Source organism: Vibrio sp. 970, assembly GCF_033339075.1.
This window is the reverse complement of the sequence record NZ_JAWOTW010000002.1, coordinates 86,873-109,418: the sequence shown is the minus strand read 5'-3', so window position 1 is coordinate 109,418 and position 22,546 is coordinate 86,873. Positions and strand designations below refer to the sequence as shown.

The 22,546-nt window shown below is 43.8% G+C and carries 18 protein-coding genes and 2 pseudogenes; 11 read left to right on the top strand and 9 right to left on the bottom strand.

What is annotated here, in order from left to right; genetic code table 11:
- Window positions 1–24: 24 nt before the first annotated feature.
- Complete coding sequence (gene catC / locus R7Q11_RS03085) at window positions 25–684, top strand: type C chloramphenicol O-acetyltransferase (RefSeq protein WP_021821184.1); 660 nt, start codon at window positions 25–27, stop codon at window positions 682–684.
- A 56-nt stretch (window positions 685–740) separates the two neighbouring features.
- On the opposite strand, the gene R7Q11_RS03080 is transcribed toward catC, so the two are convergent.
- The 4 genes from R7Q11_RS03080 to R7Q11_RS03065 form a co-directional block, all read right to left on the bottom strand.
- The gene (locus tag R7Q11_RS03080; RefSeq protein ID WP_225466165.1) at window positions 741–2,420 is read right to left on the bottom strand and encodes a DUF342 domain-containing protein; all 1,680 of its coding nucleotides are present in this window, start codon (window positions 2,418–2,420) and stop codon (window positions 741–743) included.
- Between the two features lie 251 nt (window positions 2,421–2,671).
- On the bottom strand, window positions 2,672–4,699 hold the full coding sequence (locus R7Q11_RS03075) for a tRNA(Met) cytidine acetyltransferase TmcA (protein WP_225466164.1): 2,028 nt from the start codon (window positions 4,697–4,699) through the stop codon (window positions 2,672–2,674).
- Between the two features lie 105 nt (window positions 4,700–4,804).
- Window positions 4,805–5,779, bottom strand: coding sequence for a ParB/RepB/Spo0J family partition protein (locus tag R7Q11_RS03070; RefSeq protein WP_005374504.1), 975 nt, complete (start codon window positions 5,777–5,779; stop codon window positions 4,805–4,807).
- Window positions 5,780–5,786: 7 nt separating this feature from the next.
- Window positions 5,787–7,004 (bottom strand): AAA family ATPase, encoded by a 1,218-nt coding sequence (locus R7Q11_RS03065; RefSeq protein ID WP_005374503.1) that lies wholly within the window; start codon window positions 7,002–7,004, stop codon window positions 5,787–5,789.
- A 1,238-nt stretch (window positions 7,005–8,242) separates the two neighbouring features.
- On the opposite strand from R7Q11_RS03065, the gene R7Q11_RS03060 reads away from it, so the two are divergent.
- The gene (locus R7Q11_RS03060; protein WP_017635223.1) at window positions 8,243–10,213 is read left to right on the top strand and encodes a replication initiator protein RctB domain-containing protein; all 1,971 of its coding nucleotides are present in this window, start codon (window positions 8,243–8,245) and stop codon (window positions 10,211–10,213) included.
- A 289-nt stretch (window positions 10,214–10,502) separates the two neighbouring features.
- On the opposite strand, the gene R7Q11_RS03055 is transcribed toward R7Q11_RS03060, so the two are convergent.
- From R7Q11_RS03055 to R7Q11_RS03045, 3 genes are read right to left on the bottom strand one after another with little or no spacing between them, the layout of a single operon-like run.
- Window positions 10,503–10,970: a transcriptional regulator gene (locus tag R7Q11_RS03055; protein ID WP_065275567.1), complete on the bottom strand. Its 468-nt coding sequence runs from the start codon at window positions 10,968–10,970 to the stop codon at window positions 10,503–10,505.
- Window positions 10,970–11,902: an ATP-binding cassette domain-containing protein gene (locus R7Q11_RS03050; RefSeq protein WP_017821873.1), complete on the bottom strand. Its 933-nt coding sequence runs from the start codon at window positions 11,900–11,902 to the stop codon at window positions 10,970–10,972. Before R7Q11_RS03050 ends, R7Q11_RS03055 begins: the two co-directional genes overlap by 1 nt.
- Before the next feature lie 2 nt (window positions 11,903–11,904).
- Entirely contained in the window at window positions 11,905–12,753 is an 849-nt protein-coding gene (locus R7Q11_RS03045) for an ABC transporter ATP-binding protein (RefSeq protein WP_005374497.1), read from the bottom strand.
- Window positions 12,754–13,114: 361 nt separating this feature from the next.
- Between R7Q11_RS03045 and R7Q11_RS03040 the strand changes: the two genes are divergently transcribed.
- Complete coding sequence (locus R7Q11_RS03040) at window positions 13,115–13,312, top strand: PA3496 family putative envelope integrity protein (protein WP_005374493.1); 198 nt, start codon at window positions 13,115–13,117, stop codon at window positions 13,310–13,312.
- A gap of 238 nt (window positions 13,313–13,550) precedes the next feature.
- A complete protein-coding gene (ribA, locus tag R7Q11_RS03035) occupies window positions 13,551–14,612 on the top strand; it encodes a GTP cyclohydrolase II (protein ID WP_005374492.1) in 1,062 nt (353 codons plus the stop codon).
- 68 nt (window positions 14,613–14,680) lie between these two features.
- On the opposite strand, the gene R7Q11_RS03030 is transcribed toward ribA, so the two are convergent.
- Window positions 14,681–15,436 (bottom strand): substrate-binding periplasmic protein, encoded by a 756-nt coding sequence (locus tag R7Q11_RS03030; protein WP_005374490.1) that lies wholly within the window; start codon window positions 15,434–15,436, stop codon window positions 14,681–14,683.
- Window positions 15,437–15,504: 68 nt separating this feature from the next.
- Here R7Q11_RS03030 and R7Q11_RS03025 point away from each other — a divergent pair, with 68 nt between their 5' ends.
- From R7Q11_RS03025 to R7Q11_RS03015, 3 genes are all read left to right on the top strand, one after another.
- On the top strand, window positions 15,505–17,403 hold the full coding sequence (locus R7Q11_RS03025; RefSeq protein ID WP_225466163.1) for an ATP-binding protein: 1,899 nt from the start codon (window positions 15,505–15,507) through the stop codon (window positions 17,401–17,403).
- Window positions 17,404–17,503: 100 nt separating this feature from the next.
- Complete coding sequence (locus tag R7Q11_RS03020; protein ID WP_005374484.1) at window positions 17,504–17,713, top strand: DUF3283 family protein; 210 nt, start codon at window positions 17,504–17,506, stop codon at window positions 17,711–17,713.
- 135 nt (window positions 17,714–17,848) lie between these two features.
- A complete protein-coding gene (locus tag R7Q11_RS03015; protein ID WP_005374482.1) occupies window positions 17,849–18,565 on the top strand; it encodes a YebC/PmpR family DNA-binding transcriptional regulator in 717 nt (238 codons plus the stop codon).
- A gap of 73 nt (window positions 18,566–18,638) precedes the next feature.
- On the opposite strand, the gene rodA is transcribed toward R7Q11_RS03015, so the two are convergent.
- Window positions 18,639–19,721 (bottom strand): rod shape-determining protein RodA, encoded by a 1,083-nt coding sequence (gene rodA, locus R7Q11_RS03010; protein WP_225466162.1) that lies wholly within the window; start codon window positions 19,719–19,721, stop codon window positions 18,639–18,641.
- 392 nt (window positions 19,722–20,113) lie between these two features.
- Between rodA and R7Q11_RS03005 the strand changes: the two genes are divergently transcribed.
- From R7Q11_RS03005 to R7Q11_RS02990, 4 genes and pseudogenes are all read left to right on the top strand, one after another.
- Complete coding sequence (locus R7Q11_RS03005; protein WP_225466161.1) at window positions 20,114–20,770, top strand: hypothetical protein; 657 nt, start codon at window positions 20,114–20,116, stop codon at window positions 20,768–20,770.
- A gap of 9 nt (window positions 20,771–20,779) precedes the next feature.
- Window positions 20,780–21,235, top strand: a pseudogene (locus R7Q11_RS03000) (ABC transporter ATP-binding protein); the annotation flags it as partial.
- Window positions 21,205–21,519 (top strand): annotated as a pseudogene (locus R7Q11_RS02995) (hypothetical protein); the annotation flags it as partial. The pseudogenes R7Q11_RS03000 and R7Q11_RS02995, both read left to right, overlap by 31 nt.
- Window positions 21,520–22,542: a sensor histidine kinase gene (locus R7Q11_RS02990; RefSeq protein WP_170889910.1), complete on the top strand. Its 1,023-nt coding sequence runs from the start codon at window positions 21,520–21,522 to the stop codon at window positions 22,540–22,542.
- Window positions 22,543–22,546: the final 4 nt, after the last annotated feature.

Here is a 22,546-nt window from a genome sequence, read left to right as displayed (position 1 = left end):
AACCTAAATTTGAAAGGATGAGTTATGAGTGTTTTCGACACGTGGTTAAAAGGTCAAGTCATTAAAGATCACATCACTAATCCCAATATCATCGTTGGCGATTACAGCTATTACTCGGGCTTCTATCATCAAAAAAGCTTCGAAGAGCAAGCGGTACGCTACTTGTTGGGTGACCCCGTCACACTTCAAGAATGGCAAAGTAGAGAACCCGATAGCATCGACAAATTAATCATTGGCAAGTTTTGTTCCATCGCTTCTGGAGCCACCTTCATGATGGCAGGAAACCAAGGTCATCGCATTGACTGGATTTCGACCTTCCCCTTCTCTCCTGAAGAATTTGGAGAAGGCGTACAAGACGGTTTCGAGCGTGCCGGAGATACAGTGGTGGGGAACGATGTTTGGATTGGCAGTGAGGCGATGATCATGCCCGGAGTAAACATCGGCGATGGAGCCGTCATCGGAGCACGCGCCGTAGTGACGAAAGACGTGCAACCTTATTCGGTGGTGGTTGGAAACAACCAAGTCGTACGTCAACGATTTAGCGATAAAGAGATTGAGACTCTACTCAATATCCAATGGTGGAACTGGCCAATAGAACACATTAAACAAGCAATGAAAGTAATGTGTAGCAGCCAAGTCGGTGCGCTTGCGGACTACTATCAAGAGCACATTGTCGATTTGTAGATAAACAAAAGCCCACACATCTTGTTGCGACGTGTGGGCTCAATGAGTAAGAAAGCTTAAACCGCAGCGACGTCCTCTTCTTCCAAGTTCGCCGAGACTTTAATTTCGTATTGATTGAAACGGAACGAACAACCGCCATGAGTGCGCTTTGTCGTTACTTGTTCGTCGCCAAACTGCACCGTCACGCGTGTGAAGACACGCTCTTTGGCTTCGACAATATTTTCTTCTAACGCGACTTCAAAGTCATGTTCCGTTTGTTCTAGCTTTTGCTTTATCGCTTCAAGCTGCTCGTTGTTTTGTGTTTTCATCACGTCAATCTGAGCTTGTTCTTCGTCGGTACGTTCGGCTTTAGGACGTTTCTTAAATTCGAGCTCTTTACGAATCACATCCATCGTTCCTTCTTGAGCGCGTTTGTATTGATCTTTGAGCTCTGCTAATCGCTCCTTAAATGCAGAATAGCGCGCAAACGCTTCTACCTTTGTGGCGGTGTCGCCTTCTACGCCCAATTGTAAGCACACCACTTTGCCACCGACTTTTGCATCTCCGCCGCTGAGCGTACCGTTCCTACCGTTCGCATCCAGCACCGTCAGATTGCGCCGACAAACAATATCGTTATTCATACTGTGCACCGCCAACTCAATATCTTCGCCGGCTTGCAAATCACAATATTGGGCGTAGCTGGCACGAATCGAACCTTTGGCTTTGACGTGACAACTCTTTGGCTGGCCATCACTCACGGTGTGGCCAATGATCCCTTTACCAACTTGAATGTCGTCTTGCGCTTGTACTTCAGCCGATTCAATGAAGCCGCCTACAGTAATAGAGCCCGTCGCTTTAACAATCATTCCGGATTCGATGTTGCCACCGATAATCACATTCCCTTTGAATTTCACGTGACCTGTATTCACGCCAACGCTATTGAGACAGAGTGCGTTATCAACTTCAATGGTTTTGTCTTTAATTAGAGGCGTACCGGATACCGATGCAATCAATAGGTTTGGATCGTGCTTGCTTATCTCGGTGCCCTTGCCTGGCTTCATTGGGCTGTCTTTTCCAGCTTGTGGAGGAATCACTCGCCCTTGAACAGTAAAACCTGGCGTACCTTTGGTCGCAGGCGTGCGGCGCATCACCTCATCGCCTACGTCAACCGCGATAGTTTCACCGAGGTTACGTAAATCAATTTTGTCGCTAGCAGATTGGCCGTCTTTGGGTTTGAGGATGCGTTTGGTGATGTCTTTAACGAGAGGAGTAAAAAGAGCGTCTTTGCCTTTGATAGGTTGCTTACCAACCGCTACAGGTTGAGAAAAAGTTTCGCCGGGTTTGAGCTGAGTGCTGACAACCAACACTTTCTTCAAAGCCCGTTTGTTGATGCCTTTCGAAACTCGCGCTTGAGCAAGGGCTTGAACAATCTCGGGGCCACGTAAACCTCGGCCTCCGTACGCACCGACAACGTTCATACTGGCGAGCATGTCATTATTCGATAATTCGACCTCAACTTGCGCGTTGCGTTTTTCCGCAATGACGATGCCTTCGTAAGCTTCGGCTTTACGTTCTTTGGCGCAGTTAATGAACCTAACGACTTCCCCCTCAACAACAAACATCCTTTCAGCGTTCATTGCGACGAGCTGCTCGTTTAATTCATTTTGATTTAGCTCACCACCGAGGTCCACTTCTCCCGGAAGACGGGCTATCACCTTGGTCTTATCTTCAGATAACTCAAGACACAGCTTCCACATACCCTTACCACTTTGCTTCCCATCAACACTTTCAGTCTAACCAAATCCGTTTTCTGAACAAACCTCGCATTTCTTATTATAGGGCTCACGTCACTAAAGAAAGTAATCCATCAATAACGGTTAAACAGCATATTAAGAGAAAACTCGATTTAACCTAAAGCTCAATCAAAATACACGCTGAAACAAAAAGGAGCTGGATTTACAGTGTAAAATCAGCTCCCAATAATTTCATTTACAGTGTAAATTTCCCTTTATTGTTTACAGTGTAAATCGCTCCAAATGTGTCTTACTTCGTCCCTTAACTGCTGCTCAACTTGCCTTCTTCCAGGTAAACCAAATTGCTGAGCACATTCAGTCCAACTACGGTTAAGAAAAAGCTTACTAATCATCAAGTCGGAAACAGAGTTCAAACCTAAATTAAGTAACCACTGTTGAAGCCACACAGACACAGACTCATAACTGTTACCACCATCAGCATAACATTCAATTAGTAATAACTTAGCGGGATGAAGTGGACTCATTCCCAAAGGTTGCGGTAATAGAGCTCGAAAAATAGAGGCTTCTAATTTTGGATAGACGTCAGCCACATTGTTAGACAACATTTCTTCAAATAGCGCCTGAGATTCATCGACCCAAGCCGTCTGTTGGGAATCACAAGGTTTGACCATCAAGACTGAATAACAACCGCTAGCAGCATCGCGCATTGACCCTAAGCGAATTGTACGGAAGTTCGATTGTCGCCAGAAATAGAGCAACTCTTCCGTCGCACCAAAACTCGTGGATAAGTAGGCAATGTGTTTAGCAGCCATTTGCTCAAGTTGCTGCAGAATTTTTTGACCAATGCCTTTGCCTTGCAATGCTGGATGAACCGCAATTCTCATGACTCGCAGCGTCGATAGATTCGCGACATTCGGGAATCCTAGGTGGTTTGCAATCGTAATTGGGGCTAAGTGTCCTTTAGGACGACGCTTACCAAGCTGGATTTCTTCAATCAATTCATCGTCAAGGCCCCCCTCTTCGACCGCTAATATCACCCCCACAACCGCATTATCTTGCTTAGCAAAATAGAGCTGACTGTTGTCGTCTTGCAATAGGTGAATCAAATCATTCGGCGAGGTCTGATAATGAGCATTCACCAAAAGAGCGAAGCACTCACGCAGCAAACTAGGCTGCGATATCAAATTGTTCTTATCGGCTTTAGAAAGGGAAATTGAGTCGACCTGTTTAAGTTGATGGTGCGTTAACTCCGCATCCAACAAAAACGCGTCATAGAGCCATGATTCAAGCGCATCATTCATGCTCCAGCGGATGGGCTGTGTCATGTGCCATGTTTTCATTCCCGAACGCTGTTTCTGAAGCCAATCAACAAATTTAATCGTAAAGCCCCGGCCACAACCTTCATAACCGTGAATAGTCGTAGAAAAAACGAGTCGATGATAATGTTCGGTAATGCTTTTGAGCATAGGAACTGGAATTGCAGCCGCTTCATCGACAAGTAACAAATCACATTCAGGTCGACTCAATAATAGTTCATCTGGAGCAATGAATTGAATGGATCCCTGCCCTGATTCTAATCTGTCCTTCCTAATACGCTGCGCATTAGGAAGTAGCCGCAAAGCATGCAGGTAAACAGGCTCAACGGCTTTTATAGATGGTGCCGTAATTAAGATTCTAAGTGGCTTCTGCTGTAATAAGCTCGCACACGCAATGCCGAGGGCACTTGTTTTTCCGCGCCCACGATCAGCGGTCAAAACTAACGGTCGCTTTCGATGTCCAGTTACCACCTTTTCAATTAGAGAAATGGCATGTTCTTGTTCCGTGTAGTGGCTTTCTTTTTCTGCTTGCTTGATGTCTGGAGCCGTTGGCAATGGTTTGTCTTGCTCAATAACAACGAGCTTCTCCCATTGTTTGTGCATCCATTGCTGAGCAAAATTCGCATTTTGTCGCGGCTCAGTAATGACAATAAGAAAACCGCCGCCAACCAATGAGCCAAGCGCGGCGGTAAAACTATTTGCGTCAAAGTCATTTCGAGCATCAAACAATAGAACGTCACACTCTCTGCCTAGCAACATGTGCCCTTGTTTAGACGAAACACTGGATACGTTTTTCAAACCAAAATCACCAACAGAAAACCAACGTTGATGGCGCTGCGTTTTATGGAACTCTGACATCAACGCATTTTGCCAAGAAGCCTCGCCTTGAATGACAACACCAATCCTTTGGAAAGATTGGTGAGCTTGATGTTGAAGTGATGAAAGGAAATCAGATTGTGTCTGCATTTTGTCTATCCAACGTTGAACTGACGCAATGGTATCACATCTTTAATTTGACGCTTCTGAGATATAAAAAAACCGCCCGGAGGCGGTTGATTCAATCATCATTTGTTATTGCAGTTTGGTTTGTACAAACGCAAGAATCTCTTCCATTAAGCTGTCGTCAACTTTCTTCAAGTTCAACGCCAGGCTGCTACCTTTTCGGCTATAGCTTGCTCGACCTTTAACTAAGTCGACTTTTTCCGTCTTCTTACCAGGTTTTGCTGGTGCAAGTTCAGTAATCCAATTTTCGATGCTTTCCGTGACTTCTTTTGTCAGACGAGCAACGCCTTGAGCTGTGCTTCGCTGCCATAAAAACCCTTCGCTAGAGCGACATTTATCTAACAGCTCTTGCTGCTGCTCTGGCGTTAGCGTTGAAAACTGTTTGTGCAGTTTCACGATTGTTGGGCGACCGAGATCGCCAACATTCGGATACGCTTGAAGCAGTTCTAACGGTAATGCTGCGGCTTTTAAAGCGCCACTTACCAACGCTTCACTGCACTGGAACATTTTTGCCAATGCTTTCTGATCCTCAGCTTCACCACTATCAAGCTTAGCCTGCATCTCTTTACCTTTTTCGTATAAAGAGAGCGGTTTGTGAGCATTTGCCACATCAGACAAAAACTTAGCATGGTCAGTATTGATGTTGTCAGCAACATAAACCAAAAAATCTTGTTCAGCGAGGATACAAGACATGCGACGACGGCTACCATCTAAAACTTCGATCTTGCCATCTTCAGTTCTACGACCCACAGCTGGATATTGTTGGCCACGCTCTTTGAGTGTGACTAAAACATCAGATAAAGCATGTTCGTTTAAGAACGATTGCTCACGAGCGTTATCAACAAATACTGTTGTTTCTGTCGCAACTTTATTTGCAGGAATACGCACAAGTTCAAACTGAACAATATTTTCACCTGCAACTGCTAGTTCAATCGTTTGAGCTTTCTCTTTTGCCGCAGTTTGCGCCTCTTGCGGAGTCACAACACGACGCTTATTCGTTTTGCCAAATAATTTCGCGTTTAATTCAGACGTTTTCAAAGCCATTTACTTATTACCCCTGATTCAATGACGGCCAATTAGAGTGCAGCACACGCTCTAATTCCAGTGCGCTTTTATGAACAGCGTCTTGCGCGGTGGCTAGTGTCTTCTTACCGCCTTCAAAATCGCTTACTGTCAGATCAAATACTGTGCTGTAGGTATCGGCACAGGTTTCAAACGCACGGCTACGAGGAATAGTAGCCATCATAACTTGGTCACCTAGAAGATAGTTCATTTCAGTTAAAACAGAAACTTGCTTCTTATTGTCGTCCTCAAACATGGTTGGCATCAAGCGAACAAACTCAAGACCATTCCAGTCCTCCGGGAACATTTCATATACCGTAGGCAAATGCTGGAAGAAGTTTACTGTTGAAGCCCAGTCCAGACGCTTAGCCGCACAAGGAATTAGCAAGGCATTTGATGCATACATAGCATTCCATACTAATGGGTCAACGTGTGGACCGGTATCAATCATAATGATATCGAAGTCATCAGCAATTTTATCAATCAGTTGCTCTTTCAGCAGACGGACGATATCGAGTGATGGGTCTTCAGATAGCGTTTGCCATGCTTCCGCATTAAACATCGCGTCTTCTGGAAACGCTGAAATCGACTTTAAGTTCGGATATTGCGTTGGCAGCAATACGTTTTTACGTAAGAATTCACTGTCAATTTCCACACCATCAGGCACGTTACCCAACATAATGTCTACCGCAGAATAGATATTATCATGCTCTGCCATGCTGATTTGCGGGTTGAGGAATAAACGTAGCGAGCCTTGTGGGTCTAAGTCGATTAAACAAATACGGTATCGTTTATCCAAATTTAGCGCTAAACATGCCGCTAAATGAACCGCGGTCATTGATTTACCTGTACCGCCCTTTTGGTTCTGCACATTAATAATCCAAGGTTTGTTACCTGAATTCTTTTTACGCTCATGAAATTTAGGCACTTCAGCCGCATCCATGAGCATGTGTGCTTCTTCTAACGTAATTGAATAATGATTCGCGTTGTTTTTAGTAAATTGATGCCCAGCGGCTTCCATTTTACCAATCGCGTCGTCGAGCTTACGGCGAGTTAGACCAGAACGGGTTTCCATCATCGCTTTCGACATTGGTGGGAAGTAGTTATCGCTTCGCTCTTCTAAAACAATTTCAATACGGTCAGCTTGAACCTGCTGAGTCAGCTCCGCTAACTCAAGAAGGTTTTCAATCGTTTTTTCTCTTTTCATGCCAAATTCCGTTGGAAGGATTTATAATTGCAATTGTACAGCAGTAAAGACCAAAAACAACAAAAAGGTGCACGAACATTTTGAATTACCATCACATAAAAAAACACCCAAATCGACGCTTTTATGATTTATGGTCAAAAAGATAACTATTTTTAATCAAATAATCTTCTCATAAGTGGACACCTAAACTTAAAAATAAAAAGTGTTACAGCGTCACTCATTTACAATGTAAATCAATTTTCTACCGGAACGATTATAATCTTAAGCTAAATTACGGATTATGTTAGACCAACCTAATTTAAACGAAAAATAGTAAGTAATATCGGAACAATAAAGACCTGAACACCTTGATCATGTCTCCGAACAAAATAGGGCAGTTCCAGCGAAACATCTATGGAAGTATGATCAAGGTATACTTATGATCATGCTTCCGTGTTAATAAACAAATCCGAAAGCATGATCATGGCAAAATTGAGCAGAGTACGGTGTAAACACGCAAATAAAATAAGATCCATTAATCGGAAATATGATCAAGCCTTAGAATCTCTCGGAAGCATGAGTTTTCTTCTCTGATTTACGGTTGAGTGCAGACAGAATGGGGGATTGAGCAGAAATTGACGTTATAGAAGCCGGAACAATGAAATTGCTCAAGTTGCTATGATAAATCACGCTCTCATGATCATGCTTCCTGTAAATAAGCAGAGACTAGGATTTACTTCTAAATATGAGCGACTTGAATATATTTTAATCAGATGAGTGATATCTCATCAATATGGGCGCCAGAACGATAGATATATTGGCTCTTGATCATCGATCCGAGTATAAATAACATCACCAATGCACAATATAATCATCGTGAAGATCATTATTAAATACTGCATCTGTGGATAACCTGTAAAAACATCATGATCATCGTTTCAAGACTCTTTTGATCATCTTTTCATAACCTTAATGATCATGCTTACGAATAAATATGATCATGCTTTCAGGTTATTGTTGATCATACTTTCAGACTTCTTATGATCATAGTTCCGAAGTACATGGAAATAATAGTCTTATAGAACAAAAGCTTAGCAAGAAATTTCAAGCCAGATCATTAGATCATATAATCAATTAAGATCAGATTAATCAAAAAGATCAGTTATTTAAAAAACAATCTTTTTTCTTTATTTATGATCTGTTTTTCTTTATTCTTCGGAACCATAGCACAACTACGGCTAGTGTGATCTGGATCTAAAATGACGGCTGATGAAAAAATTCTGATTAAAGCACCGAGAAGCCACAAAGATGGCCATCTTTTTGAGGTACATGAATCCTCTGCGGATTGGGTAGAGCAGTACCAACATTTCAAAGGGGTGACCAAAAGCATCTTAGAGTTGCTTAATCTGATCTCATTACGAGGCTTCAGCAGCAAGGATGGTTTGGTTTCAACCACAGAGATTGTGGAAGCAACAGATGGGCAACTCACACGCGCAGCCCTGCAACAACGTTTGCGCGCGGCAGTAAATATTGGTTTATTTACTCAAACTCCAGTGCGTTTTGAAGAGGGACTTGCTGGTAAAACGATGCTACATAAATTTGTGAATCCCAATCAGCTTATATCTGTGTTGGGAGCAACAAGTCTTGTTACCGACAAAGTTCGCCAGAACGAGAAACAAAAACGTTCGAAAGCATTGGCTCAGACTCAAGTAAACAAACGTTTGTTGAATGAGCACGGGTTAAACACACCTCCCACGATGAAAGATGAAGCCGATCAATTTGTTGTATCTCCAACAAATTGGGCTGGGATAATTGACCAAGCACTTGCGCCACCAAGAACTCGAAAAAGTTATCAGAAATCCATGGTGTCGATCTCTGGCACAAAAGCCGTTATTGAGACGCGATCATCCAAAAATATCATGACTGTGGATGATCTCATGACCCTGTTCGCTCTCTTCACGTTAACGGTTCAATATCATGATCATCACAAAGATCAGTATCAGCTTGATGCGGCTCACGTACCAAACAAAACGCCGCTATACATCACTGATATTTTGTCGCTCAGAGGCAAAAAAGACAGTGGCCCAGCTCGTGATTCCATTCGCGATAGCATTGATCGCATTGAATTCACTGATTTTCAGCTCCATGAACTTACTGGACGTTGGCTAAGTGAAAACATGCCAGAGGGCTTCAAAAGTGATCGTTTTCGTTTTCTTGCTCGAACCATCACAGCCTCTGAAGAGGCACCAGTGGAGGGAAGCGATGGTGAAATTCGTATCAAGCCAAACTTATATATTTTAGTTTGGGAACCTTCGTTTTATGAAGAGCTGTTAACGCGCGATTATTTCTTCTTGTTTCCGCCAGAGATCTTGAAACAACATACTTTGGTGTTTCAACTGTACTCTTTCTTCCGTAGTCGCATGGTTCGTCGTCACACGGATTGCATGCTATTGAGTGAGTTAAACCAGAAACTTGCACGTAACATTGAATGGCGACGTTTCTCCATGGATCTGATCCGAGAACTAAAGCGTTTGTCTGATGGAAAAGGGAATGATGATCTATTCGTCGTTAATTTGTGGGGTTATCACCTGACGATCGAAACCATGATCGAAAATGACAAAGTGATGGACTACCAGATCGACATCAAATGTGATGTCGAAGAGGTCTTACGTTACTCGCGAGCGCGAACGACCAACGCAGGAAAGCGCAACATGGCGCCTACGCTGCCAAACCCGCTTCGTAATGAGATGGTAACCCGACAGCAGCTTGAGGAGCTCTCAGGCATCATAGACGGCGAATTTGAGCCCATTCAACGCAAAGCACCGTCTCCAAGAGGAAATTTAGGGCGACGCGTGAAGCAAAGAAAACATTTGGTAGAGATCAATGCTGATGAGATCACCATTACTCTATCTAAATATACCTCACCAGAGGCTCTAGAACGCAGTATAACGGCTTTGTCTGCGATGACAGGGCACTCGTATGCCTCAATCAAAGAAGAGTGCTCAGATTACATAGAGAAGCTCGATTGGCTAAGGGTAGGGGATGAGCCGATTCCTTATGAGACATTAAGTAAAACCGTCGAGCTGTTTAACACCCAGAACGATGTTAAGCATCTTACCATCGAGCGCTTGATTGCGGGGTTAGCGGTGCGTCGGAAAGTTTGTCGTCAAATCTTCGATGGTCACATGGATGAAATGGTATTTCGTGCCTTGGATGAAATGGCGATTTAAAAGTGTCGCTTGATGTGTATCAAGCTATAGGTGTGATGTATCGGTTTGAAATGTAACAATGTCTTTCGATGATAAAAAACAGACTTAACTCTTACAAACCACTGACATTAGAAGCCAAGCCTAATACTACTATTTATCCCGAATAGACAACCTTTTGTCCTTTCTGATGATTAATAGATTGGCTCATATTGTTACATTCATTCTGAATAGACTTCGCGAGTTTCTCCTCAGGAAACTCGCTTTTTTTTGCCTAAAATTCCGCTAATTAAGCCTTGATCATTTTTCCGGACTAATGAGGTAAACCTTGATCATGCTTCTTGGATTCATTCCAGTGTAATGAACGCATCAACGCAACATGTGATTCGATTAAGCTATGGGCTTGTTCCTGCCACTTGTTTTGATCACACTGCTGATTACAAAACTCTAAAGCCACAACGGTGAGATGCTGAAGTCGTCTCAAACACCAATCTTTGATCAGAATATCAGTCGAGACTTGGCATGCTGCTTGTTCAAGCTTTGCACTCGTATAAAGCAAGGTTTGATATGCTTTCTGAGGGTCTTGATACCTTGCATGTTGAAACACGCGTAAACATCCATCCAACCAGCAAGCAATCGCTTTACTTTGAAGATCACTCAATTCGGGTCCAAACACGTCATCAGGCACCTGATATAAGATCGTTTCCAATTTTTCTACTTGATCATGTTTCCGCTGTTCGTACCACATGGCGATTTGATCTTGCCAAGTACTCAAATCCATTACGCTGCCTCAGTCCATTGTTTTACATAGTGATTTGGCCCTATTTGATCAAATTCGTCGACAATTATGCTGCTACGTTGACGAATTTCATCGGCATCTATCGAATAGTTTGGCTCATTTTTCACTAAGTTACCAAAAGGTAAGTCAGGATCAGGAACTGCAGAAATCAACAGCTTAGTATAAGGATGCTGCGGATTCTTAAGTATTGAATGAGTGTCGCCCCATTCAACGATTTGCCCTTTGTACATTACTGCGGTTTCTTCCGCGATGTAGTGCGCAGTCGCCAGATCATGAGTGATGTATAAAAAACCAATTCCCAGTTCTTGCTTCATTCGTTGCATTAAATTCAACACTCCCAAGCGAATAGAAACATCCAGCATAGACGTAGGCTCATCCGCAAGAATGATTTGCGAACCTACCGCTAAAGCCCTTGCTAAGTTTACTCGCTGACGTTGCCCACCACTGAGTTCGTGAGGGAACTTATTCAATGTCTCTTCAGGTAGTTCCACCAGCTTTAGGAGCTCTTCCAAGCGGGCTGGGATGTCGCGCTCGTTTTTGACTTGTTTATGAATTTTTAAAGGACGTGTTAGGTGATGGCGAATGGTATGAGTTGGATTGAGAGAGCCAAACGGATCTTGAAACACCATTTGTACTTTACTGCGATATTCTTGTAGAGCCGATCGTGACGTGATCTCATTTATGTCAGTGCCATTGAAAAGGATCTCGCCTTCCGTTGCAGGATAGACTTTGGTTATTAAGCGAGCGCAAGTACTCTTACCGCAGCCTGACTCTCCAACCAAAGCCAAGGTTTTTCCTGCGTACAGATCAAAAGTCACTCCTTGAAGCGCACGAAAGGTTTCCTCTTTCGCTAAACCACCGCCCACTTTGAATTCTTTAATCACATTTTTCATTTGGATGATAGGCTGGCTCATGGTTACGCTCCTTGTAACTCTGGTTGTTTGTGGACGTCATGGATGTTTGGGAAAGAAGCCCATAGCTTTTGCGTGTAGGGGTGTTGAGGATGATTGCGTATATCGTATGCTCGATTGACTTCGACGATTTCTCCGTGACGCATGATTGCAATTCGATCACATAGTTGGCTCATGAGTGCCAGGTCATGAGTGATAAAGAGGACTGAAAAACCGAACTCATCTCTAAGCTGATAAATTTGCTGTAAAATTTCTCTCTGTACCACTACATCTAATGCTGTTGTGGGTTCATCCATAATGATCAGTTTTGGATTTAGAGACAAAGCAATGGCTATCACCAAGCGCTGACGCATTCCTCCTGAAAATTGATGAGGATATTCTGCTAAGCGTTCTCGAGGAATATTGACCAAGTCCAACAACTTTTCTGCTCTATCTTTTGCTTGAGCGTTAGTGAGGCCTTGATGGTGTCGTAACACATCTGCAAATTGCTCTTGTATCGTTAAGACAGGGTTGAGTGAGTTCATCGCGCTCTGGAACACCATGGCGATTTCACTCCACCTTAGAGCGGTCAGTTCAGAGTCTGAGATACTAAGGATATCTTTGCCATCAAACCATATTTTACCGCCAGAAATGAACGCTGGCGGCTTATGAAGACGATTTATTGAGAATGCGATTGTGCTTTTACCACATCCAGATTCACCGGCAAGACCAAATACTTCGCCTTTGCCGATATCAAAGCTGACGGACTTTACCGCATTAAAATCACCATTATCAGTGATGTAATCGACGCACAAATCTCGGATCTGGATGACCGGGTCATTGTGGTATGCATGACTTAAGTTAATACCATCCATATAAACACCTTATCAATCTAAAAGATAATTATTATCATTATCAGGTGTGGCGGTTTTTAGAAAGTATCAAGCTATGAATCAGTGAAGTGAGTCGAAAGTTAGGTTAAACAGGAAGTGGTGTAATGCGTCGTTGATAAAACTAAAGAAGAGCAGAATTGAGAGCTAGATCAGCACACTTTTCGTAGGGGGAATTACTCAAATTTAATCGTAAATTTGTCCCTTGGCAAAACTTAAATGATGAATCTATTAAGGAGTTAACGAAAGGGCGGGAGGGGTCACATTTCCCTACAGTTTTTCTTACCACCTTGTTCCGGTTTTGCTATAGATTACGCATCGAAAACATGGTGTGTTCGGAGGAAATATGTCCATTAATTCTATCGACCATGACGAGATGACCAACATCGCTCACAAATGGGAATTACCTGATGAGGAAACCGTTGTGAAGCCAGAGAAAACAGTGAAATCAGCAGAAGCCAGAAGACGCATTGAAGCGTTACGTGAGATCCGTGAAAGTGGGTTGACCATTGAAGAAGCAAGGGAGCTTGGCTTGATACACTGATCGCCTCAGGTTGGTTTAGCAACCCATAGGGTAGTCGACGGACTGCCCTTTTTATTTTTTCACTCTATTACTCTCTTATTCAAAACCTCCATTTACCTGTCTTGCGCCTCAAAAGCACGAGTTTCACACTCACGTCCCGTCCCGAAGAAGTTTGACAATCTGACCTTGTGTTACTAGATATATCAGTAGCGATATGCTTTTTGTTGATTATCGCAACCATAAAGCAAGGAGCGCAAGTATGGTTGATCAAATCCTTTTTTATGAGCCCGATGAGCCCCACGGTTTTCTCTCAAATTTTTGCCATGCCCCAGTCAATATCTCCTCCCAAACTTGGCCCACCAGCGAACATTATTACCAAGCCCAAAAGTTTCTCGATGCTCAGTTGCAAAGTAAAATTCAGCACGCAAGCACCCCTGATGAAGCGTTTGCTTTAAGCCGTAAATACGAACACTTTGTCAGAAGCGATTGGGACGATATAAAGTTGGCTGTTATGGCTTTCATCGTTAGGGAAAAGTTTCTACAAAATCCACCATTAGCGCAGCAATTAATGAGAACGGGTAACGCTTGCCTAACAGAGCATTCTCATAAAGATGCCTTTTGGGGAGACGGGGGAGATGGTAAAGGAGAAAATCATCTAGGAGAGATTCTGATGAATGTGCGGGCAGAGCTGAGACATGTTGAGCCTTACAATCTCGTGAAGTTTATCGATAAAGCCAAATTGCCCACCCAGTGGGGCACATTTATGATGTACGGCTTTATTGAAGCCGCGACAAATAAAGAGCATCTTGCTCTGGTCTATGGCGAGCCAACAAAAAGTGCAGCACCACTTATTCGGTTGCATTCGGAGTGTCTTACCGGAGATGCTCTATTTAGCACGCGTTGTGACTGTGGTTTTCAGCTTAATAGAGCGCTACAAAACATCGTCAAAGAGGGATGTGGCGTGCTGCTTTATTTACGTCAAGAAGGACGTGGAATCGGCTTGATTAATAAAATTCGTGCCTATCACTTACAAGATGATGGCGCAGATACCGTGGAAGCAAATGAACGTTTAGGTTTTGCCGCTGATATGCGTGATTACGCTTTTTGTAAAGGAATGCTAGAGCATTTGGGGATTGACGCTGTGCGTCTAATGACGAATAACCCACGCAAGCTCGCCGCCTTAAAAGCGGTTGATATTAACGTCATTGAACGAGTGCCATTACAAGAAGGGAATAACCCAAGTAATCAACATTACCTGCAAACCAAGGCGAGTAAATTGGGGCACATGTTTGATCCTAAGTTTGTTAACCACATTAAGTAAGTGCTACAGATTTCCCAGAAACAAAAACGCCAACGTATCATCGTTGGCGTTTTTGTTAATGAGTTGATTCATTGATACTTTTGAATGATTTCATCAATTTCCCCTGAGGCTTTTAATTCAACGAGTCGTGTATTGATGTAATTTTGAGTTTCTGGTTGCATTTGAGGTGAAAAAGCCAGGTAGATTGAGTAGTCAGGAATAACCGAGCTGAAAGGCTGTATCTGAAAATTCTCTAACGGCAAATTGAGTCGCTTTAAGTTGTAAAGGACTCGGGATTCCATCTCGACAAAAGCTGTATCTCCAGGGGTTCGGCTTATCACTCGGTATGCGGCGTTGTAGTCTTTCACACGCATTTCATTGACACTGCCATTTTCAAAGAACGGTGTTAAATTTGGATAATCAAACCCCAGCAGTAATACAATAGAACGACCATGCATCGTATCCATATTTTTGAATTCTAAAGGCTTCTCGCTACTCGACACCAGTACATGTTTTACAGTGTAAATGGGCTCCTCAGATAAATTTTCCGATTGCACCTTGCCCCAGTTCGGGCTGCCATAAGTTAACCAGTTTGGCTCAGCGCCTTCTTCCAATATGGAAATCATACGTTTAAATGGATAAGTATGATAATTCACTTGGTAATCCGACTCCGCGAAGATAGCGCTGACGATATCGGTCACAATTCCGGAGTGCATTTGTCCCTGTTGTTCAATTTGAAATGGTCGAGCTTGTTCAGCAATGACGTAATAGTTCACTTGATTTGCGGTCACATGAGAACTTACAACAATTAAGCTAAAAGCCAATCTAAGTAGAAGTCTTTTCATCGTATCCTCGATTATTATTTGTGCGTAGCTATATTTAGAGTAGCGCAAGTTTATCGGAGCGGTTTCATATGGATGAAAAAGAGCGATCTCAACGTCGTTTTAGTATCGGCAACCAACTTATGTTGGCGGTATTAACGTTGAGTTTAATCTTTACGGTCATCATTTCTACAGTGAGCTTATATCGAGTTTTTCACGAAGATTTAGCCCATTTAGATGTTGAATTAAAGCAGGTTGAGTCTAGCTATTTATCGAGCTTTTCTGCGAGTTTGTGGGTAGAGGATAGGGAGCTGTTGTTGACACAAGCTCAAGGTGCAATGCGTATGCCCTCGGTGGACTACTTACGTATTGCTAGTGAAGACGAAGTTATCATTGAATTAGGTTCGGCGCTTTCTGAGGATGTTGTCGAGAGAAGCTGGCCGATGCAGTATCGGGTCGGCGATAAAACGTATGATCTCGCGATATTAACGGTTCAATCGGATCTTAGCGCGATATATGAAGATCTTTGGCAGCAGTTCTTTTTTCTACTTACGACAGAAGCGATCAAAATTCTTGTCCTCATCATTGGTGTTCTTTGGGTGGCGTTTCGCTTGTTGGTCAATCCGTTACAATTGCTGTCTGGTGCGGTGAGCGATTTTCGTGGCGGTACAGTGCCGAGTAAAGTGACTCTCCCTAAACGATGGTGCTTTGATGAAGTGAGTGTTTTGGCAGAGAAATACAACCGAAGTGTTGAGAAAGTGAAAGAGCACCAGACTGAGTTAGAGGCTGAACGCGATAGGGCAGAAGTCGCTAATCGTAAGAAAAGTGAGTTTCTTGCCACTATGAGTCATGAGATCCGCACACCGATGAATGGCATTATTGGTGTGTCGTCGTTGCTCAATGACACCGACCTCGATCCCCAGCAAAAAGAGTTTGTAGAGATCATTGACAGTTCTTCTCACTCACTAATGACGATCATCGACGACATTTTGGACTTCTCTAAAGTTGAAGCTGGCAAAGTAGAGCTGGAATACACGAGCTATGATCTTCGCGAGCTACTTGACGATGTCATCAGTTTACATAGTGTCAAAGCCAAGCAGAAAAACTTACAGCTGCTCAGCGATATTGATCCTCACTTGCCAATGGAAGTGCAAGGTGATGCCACACGATTGAAACAAGTTCTGAACAATTTGTTGAGCAACGCGATTAAATTTACCGAGCGCGGCCATGTGAAGCTTCTTGTAGCGTTATCTCGACTTGATGGAGAGACCGCTTATATCCGGTTTCGGGTTGTGGATTCTGGTATTGGTATTGCGAAAGAGCACCAACAAGCAATCTTCGAACGCTTCCAACAAGCTGATGGTAGTACCACCAGAAAGTATGGTGGGACAGGGCTTGGTTTGGCGATAGCTGCACAGTTGGTTAACTTGATGGGAGGGGAAATACAACTAACAAGTGAGCTTGGGCTGGGAAGCTGTTTTGAATTTTCGATTCCTGTTGCTGTAATAAATGCGCAATCGACCTATACCGACCAACTTAATGTATTAGATTTCCGGAAAGCGGAAGACAACGAAATCAGCCCTCAATATAATGATAAACCTTGGGTATTGGTTGTTGAAGATACCATCGTCAATCAGAAGGTAGTTCGCATCATGTTAGAAAAACTGGGTGTGCGAGTGAGTGTCGCCAACCATGGCGAAGAAGCATTGCAGCTGTGTGATCAGCAGCCTTTCGATTTGATTTTTATGGACTGCCAAATGCCTGTGATGGATGGGTTTATTGCTACGGAGCGAATTCGAAAAATGGGAGAGTGGGGGAAACACGTTCCAATTATTGCGCTAAGTGCCAATGTCATTAAAGAGGATCAGCAACATTGCTTCGATGTTGGGATGAACGAGTTCGTGGCTAAACCCGTTACCAAGACTCGATTACAACAAATATTCGAACAGCATTTACCAAAAGCACTGAAAATCAGCGCTGTGCCTAAATAGTTAACTTGAAATCGATCAAGTTAAGTGCGTTTCTATTCTGTAATTGTAACTCTGTGTGATATAGTGCCCGGCTAGTATTTAAAGTACCTTGAGGCTGTGAATGTCGTTTAATCTATCCCTATTGCCGCCTGACGAAAAAAACAAAATCGAACTGGATAAGCAGGCGTCGTTTTTGGTTTGGAAGCTCAGAGAGGCCAAATCTGGTCCTGAAGCAATAGAAGAACAGTTGTCCAAGATTAACGATGCTGATGAAAAGGCGTTTTTCCAGCAATCGGTCGAAAAGTACAAACGAGTAATGGGTGTCGCTTAACGCGAACCGTGGCAATGGTTCAATCCAATGCGACGAATGAGGTAGCCTCCCTATTCCTTTGCTAAGCGAAATTGAAAAGGTTTCGCTTTTTGCTAAAATCCTTCGCATTAAATTTGAATTTAGAGAGACATCCCGATGGGAAGAAGTTTTGAAGTGCGCAAAGCCTCTATGGCGAAAACTGCAGGCGCGAAAATTAAAGTTTATTCCAAATACGGTAAAGAAATTTACATGTGCGCGAAAAACGGTGGTGGTGATCCAGACATGAACTTGTCTTTGAAACACCTGATCGCAAAAGCGAAAAAAGACCAAGTTCCTGCGCACGTTATCGATAAAGCGATCGACAAAGCGAACGGTGGCGGTGGTGAAGACTACACTCCAGCACGTTACGAAGGCTTCGGCCCTGGCGGTACTAGCGTTATCGTTGACTGTCTAACAGACAACGGCAACCGTACTTTCCAAGATGTACGCCAATGCTTTGTGAAAGTCGGTGCGAAAATTGGTGTTGAGGGCTCGGTTTCTCACATGTTCGACCACCAAGCGGTATTCCAGTTCAAAGGCGACGATGATGAAATCATCCTAGAAACGCTAATGATGGAAGACGTAGACGTTACTGACGTTGAGCTAGAAGACGGTGTTATCACTGTATTCGCACCTCACACAGAATTCTTCAAAACAAAAACTGCGCTTAACGGTGCATTCCCAGATCTAACGATCGATGTTGAAGAAATCACATTCGTTCCGCAAACTCATACGCCTGTATCGGGTGAAGATGCTGAGAAGTTCCAGAAATTCCTAGATCTTCTAGATGACTGTGATGATGTTCAGCAGGTTTACCACAACGCAGAGCTGTAATTAACTCGCTCATATCGTTGTAAAAAGGCTTCCTCAGGGAAGCCTTTTTTTGATCGCTTTTTCTCAAGCAGAGCTATGCGTTACGATATTTGGAATAACACAGCGACATGATTACACCAAAACAGATACCTTGAGTTAGCATCGCCGTGCCGCCATAGCTAAAGAAGGGAAGTGGGCTACCCATTACTGGCAACAAGCCACTCACCATGCCCGTATTGATAAAAGCATACAGAAAAAAGCTCATCGCTAATGCGCCACTTACCAGCCGACTAAAAAAGTGGTCAGACTGACATGCAAGCAACATAACGCGTGCAGTAATAAACAAGTACAATGCGAGTAAGACTAAACTGCCAACAAAGCCCCATTCTTCCGCATAGGTCGAAAAAATAAAGTCCGTATGACTTTCTGGAATAAAGCCAAGTGTTCCCTGCGTTGCATTCATCCAACCTTTGCCTTTCATACCGCCTGAGCCAATCGCAATCAAAGATTGGATGATTTGGTAGCCCGAATCCAGTGGATCGGACTCAGGGTGCAAGAACTGTGTTACACGGCTCTTTTGATAGGTTTCCATAACGAAGAACCATAAAATAGGTGCTAACGTTAAAATGCTTGCAATAAACCCGCAGATTATTTTCCAGCTCATGCCAGCCAAAAACAAAACGAACAATGCATAAATGATGGTAAAAACTGCACCGTCTAAATCCGGTTGTAGCGCGATTAACCCGGCAGGAATCATTGTAATAAGTAAGCAAAACGCAATTTTCCGATTGTTTGGTCGACCTCCTTCAATATGAAGCATCCAGGCGATCATGATTGGAATGGAAAGTTTGATTAGTTCAGACGGTTGAAAGCGGAAGAAGCCGATATCGAGCCAAAGTTGAGAGCCATTGGTGCTATCACCAAATAAAGCAACAGCAAGTAGTAGCGCAACCGCAATAATGTAGAGATATGGAGCTGAGCGCTGATAGCTGGACGCTGGAATCGAGGACATGACCAAGATGCAAACTAATGTCAGTCCGCAGCGCGCCAAATGTTTGAAGAGCATCGCCTCATTAAAGCTACTGGCACTCCAGAGAGTGAGCGAACTTAACAGCATGATCGGAATGATCGCCATGAGTAGTGGCAAATCAACTCTTGGGAAATAACGCTTATTCATTGTCAACGACCTAATAACGCACCTATTTTGAGTGCGAAAACAACTAAAACTCGAAGAGTTCAAACTATTCCGATGCTAAGAATCTCGATTTGGAAACAACAGACACCATGTAAAGGTGTGTAAGAAAGGAGAGTGCGCACTGTCTGTTATGGGTAGTTGTGGGATGGATAAATACACTAGCCTCAGATTTTAAGCCAGTGTTTTTATTGTGACTGCCGTAAAAATGTAGCGTTACGAATGAACGGAATTGTATTTTCTGTTTAAGTGAATGTCATTCATCCTCTCTCAATACCATTCACTCCGCATAACTGCCATTGGTCGCATGCAAAAGCAGCGTGCGATCTTCTCCCTTAACCTGAAACCATCAAATCACGTTCAACTAAGGACAGTACATGATGGTTTCTCAATCTCGCTCAATCAAAGCTCTTAAACTGGCAAGTACGTTTATCGCCGCATTTGCACTCAGCAGCAATTTGGCTCTGGCTAATCCAAGCGAGCGCACACTCAGTCAATTCAACCAAGCAGCGCAAGGTGACTCTGGCTTAGTTGATACCGTTTACGGCGAATTATCCAAACAACTCGAAGAGCAGGGCGCAACGCCAGTGACCTTGGTTTACTTAGGCAGTGCGGAGACGTTGCAAGGTCGTGAGGCGTTTATGCCTTGGAACAAGATGAAGTTTACCGAGCGTGGTCTTGCCACAATCCAAAAAGGTTTGGATTTAATGGCGAATCAGCCAGTACCACTGCAAGAGCAACAACGCTTACAAGGCTTGCCGGAATACCAGCTAGCTACCGCCATGGTTACCTCTCTGCCAGACATGTTCAATCACTTTGAGCGTGGCTACGAGCTGTACCTTTCTCTGCTCGATGAACCGAGTTTTAGCCAACAACCTTTCGCGGCTACTTCGTGGATTTACCGTTATGCCATTGAAGCGGCACTGCGCGCTGAAGATGTTCAACAAGCCAAAATATGGTTAGCGCAAATGGAGCAATTGGGCGACAGCAATCTAGAAACGCAAACCGCGAAAGCGTTGTTAGCCAAGTATTAGGGAGGCGTCATGATCGTTTTTAATCAACTTAGCCGCGATTACGCCCTTGGCAGCCAAACGGTGCGTGCATTGCGAGAGGTGTCTGGGGAAGTATTTGCTGGCGAAATGGTGGCATTATGCGGACCGTCTGGTTCAGGCAAAAGCACCCTACTTAACGTGCTTGGCATGCTGGATACTCAATACCAAGGTCAGGTGACGTTTGCAGGCAACCCATACCCAACTGGACAAATGCAGGCGGCGAAAATGCGCCGTGAAAAGCTTGGCTTTGTATTTCAAAAATTCAATCTTGTCCCTGTGATGACAGCGTTGGAGAACGTGGCGTATCCGCTGCATCTCAATGGCTTTTCAAAAGCAGAACAAACCGAGCTCGCCACACAAATGCTAGAACACGTTGGCTTGGGTGAGTTTATTCATCACATGCCCGATAACCTATCTGGCGGCATGCCAATATCGTTCAGCATAGCCTAATGCTGCACTGGAGTTGGGATGTGGAAGCATGGGCTGCATGGAACGGCAAAGCGAATATGGGCTGGCTAAGTGATGTAACCCCTACGTTGGATGTGATGCTGTCGCCCCAAGATGGCGGTGTGATTGTCACGCAGTGGCTTAACTACCAATGGATTGATACCGGCGATCAAAGTGTAGAAGTGGAAGTTGCCGCACGCTTTTTAACCGGAGACGACCAATCTGCTTACGCACAAATCAATGATAAGCATATGATTGTATTTAACATCAAAGGGAAATTCTAAATGTGTTCAGCAAAATCAGTGGTGAAAAGTGGATGGCCGCGTAGCTTATTAGTGACCACGGCATTTTGTCTCTTTATCGCAGCAATGACGCTCTCGGTTTGGGGCGGTCCATTTTACATTCATGTGGCGGTTAGCTTTGGATTTGGCTATTCGGCTATCTTCTTCTCATGGTTGATTGACCGTTTATTTCCAACCATCCCACGTATGATAGAAGTGGTGTGTTCGCTTGTTGCCTGTTTATTGTTTGGGGTGATTAATGCGCAATTTTGGCTCGGAGAGTATTTTGGTATCTCCGATATGATCCCTGTTGGCTTAATGGGATTACTGTTTAGCGGTATGTGTTATTTCTATTTTTACTCGCGTGAGAAAGAGGCGGTTGCTCAACGAGAGTTGGAAGCCATCAAGCGCGAGAAAGCAGAGCAAGATCGTGCGCTGTTGCTAAGTCAGCTTAAGCAGATGCAAAGCCAGATTGAACCGCATTTCTTATTCAATACTTTGGCAAATATCAGCGCGCTCATGTCGCAAGATGTCGATAAAGCCAAGCTGATGCTAGAACAGTTAACCGCGCTACTGCGTGCAACGCTAAAAAGCTCACGCGAAGAACACACCACCATAGACAATGAAACGGCGTTACTTGAGGCTTACTTAGGCATCCAACAAACTCGTTTGGGTGACCGACTCAGTTACAAGATTGAAGTGGAAGAGGGGTTAGGCAGAACCGAATTACCGCCGATGATGCTCCAACCTTTAATCGAAAACGCCATCATCCATGGTATTGAGCCGAAGCGAGAGGGTGGTGAAGTCAGCTTGCTCATCAAGCGCGAACAACAGAACTTGAAGATTGAAGTCAGAGACACGGGTGTTGGCTTGAATCACGTGAGTGGTCACATGGGCTCTGGCGTGGGTCTAAGTAATCTCAAGCAGCGAGTTGAAGCTTTGTTCGCAGGGCAAGGAGAGGTTTCTATCAGTGAGTCTGTTCAGGGTGGCGTTTGTGTTCGCCTGAGCTGGCCAATGGAATCGTAATCAA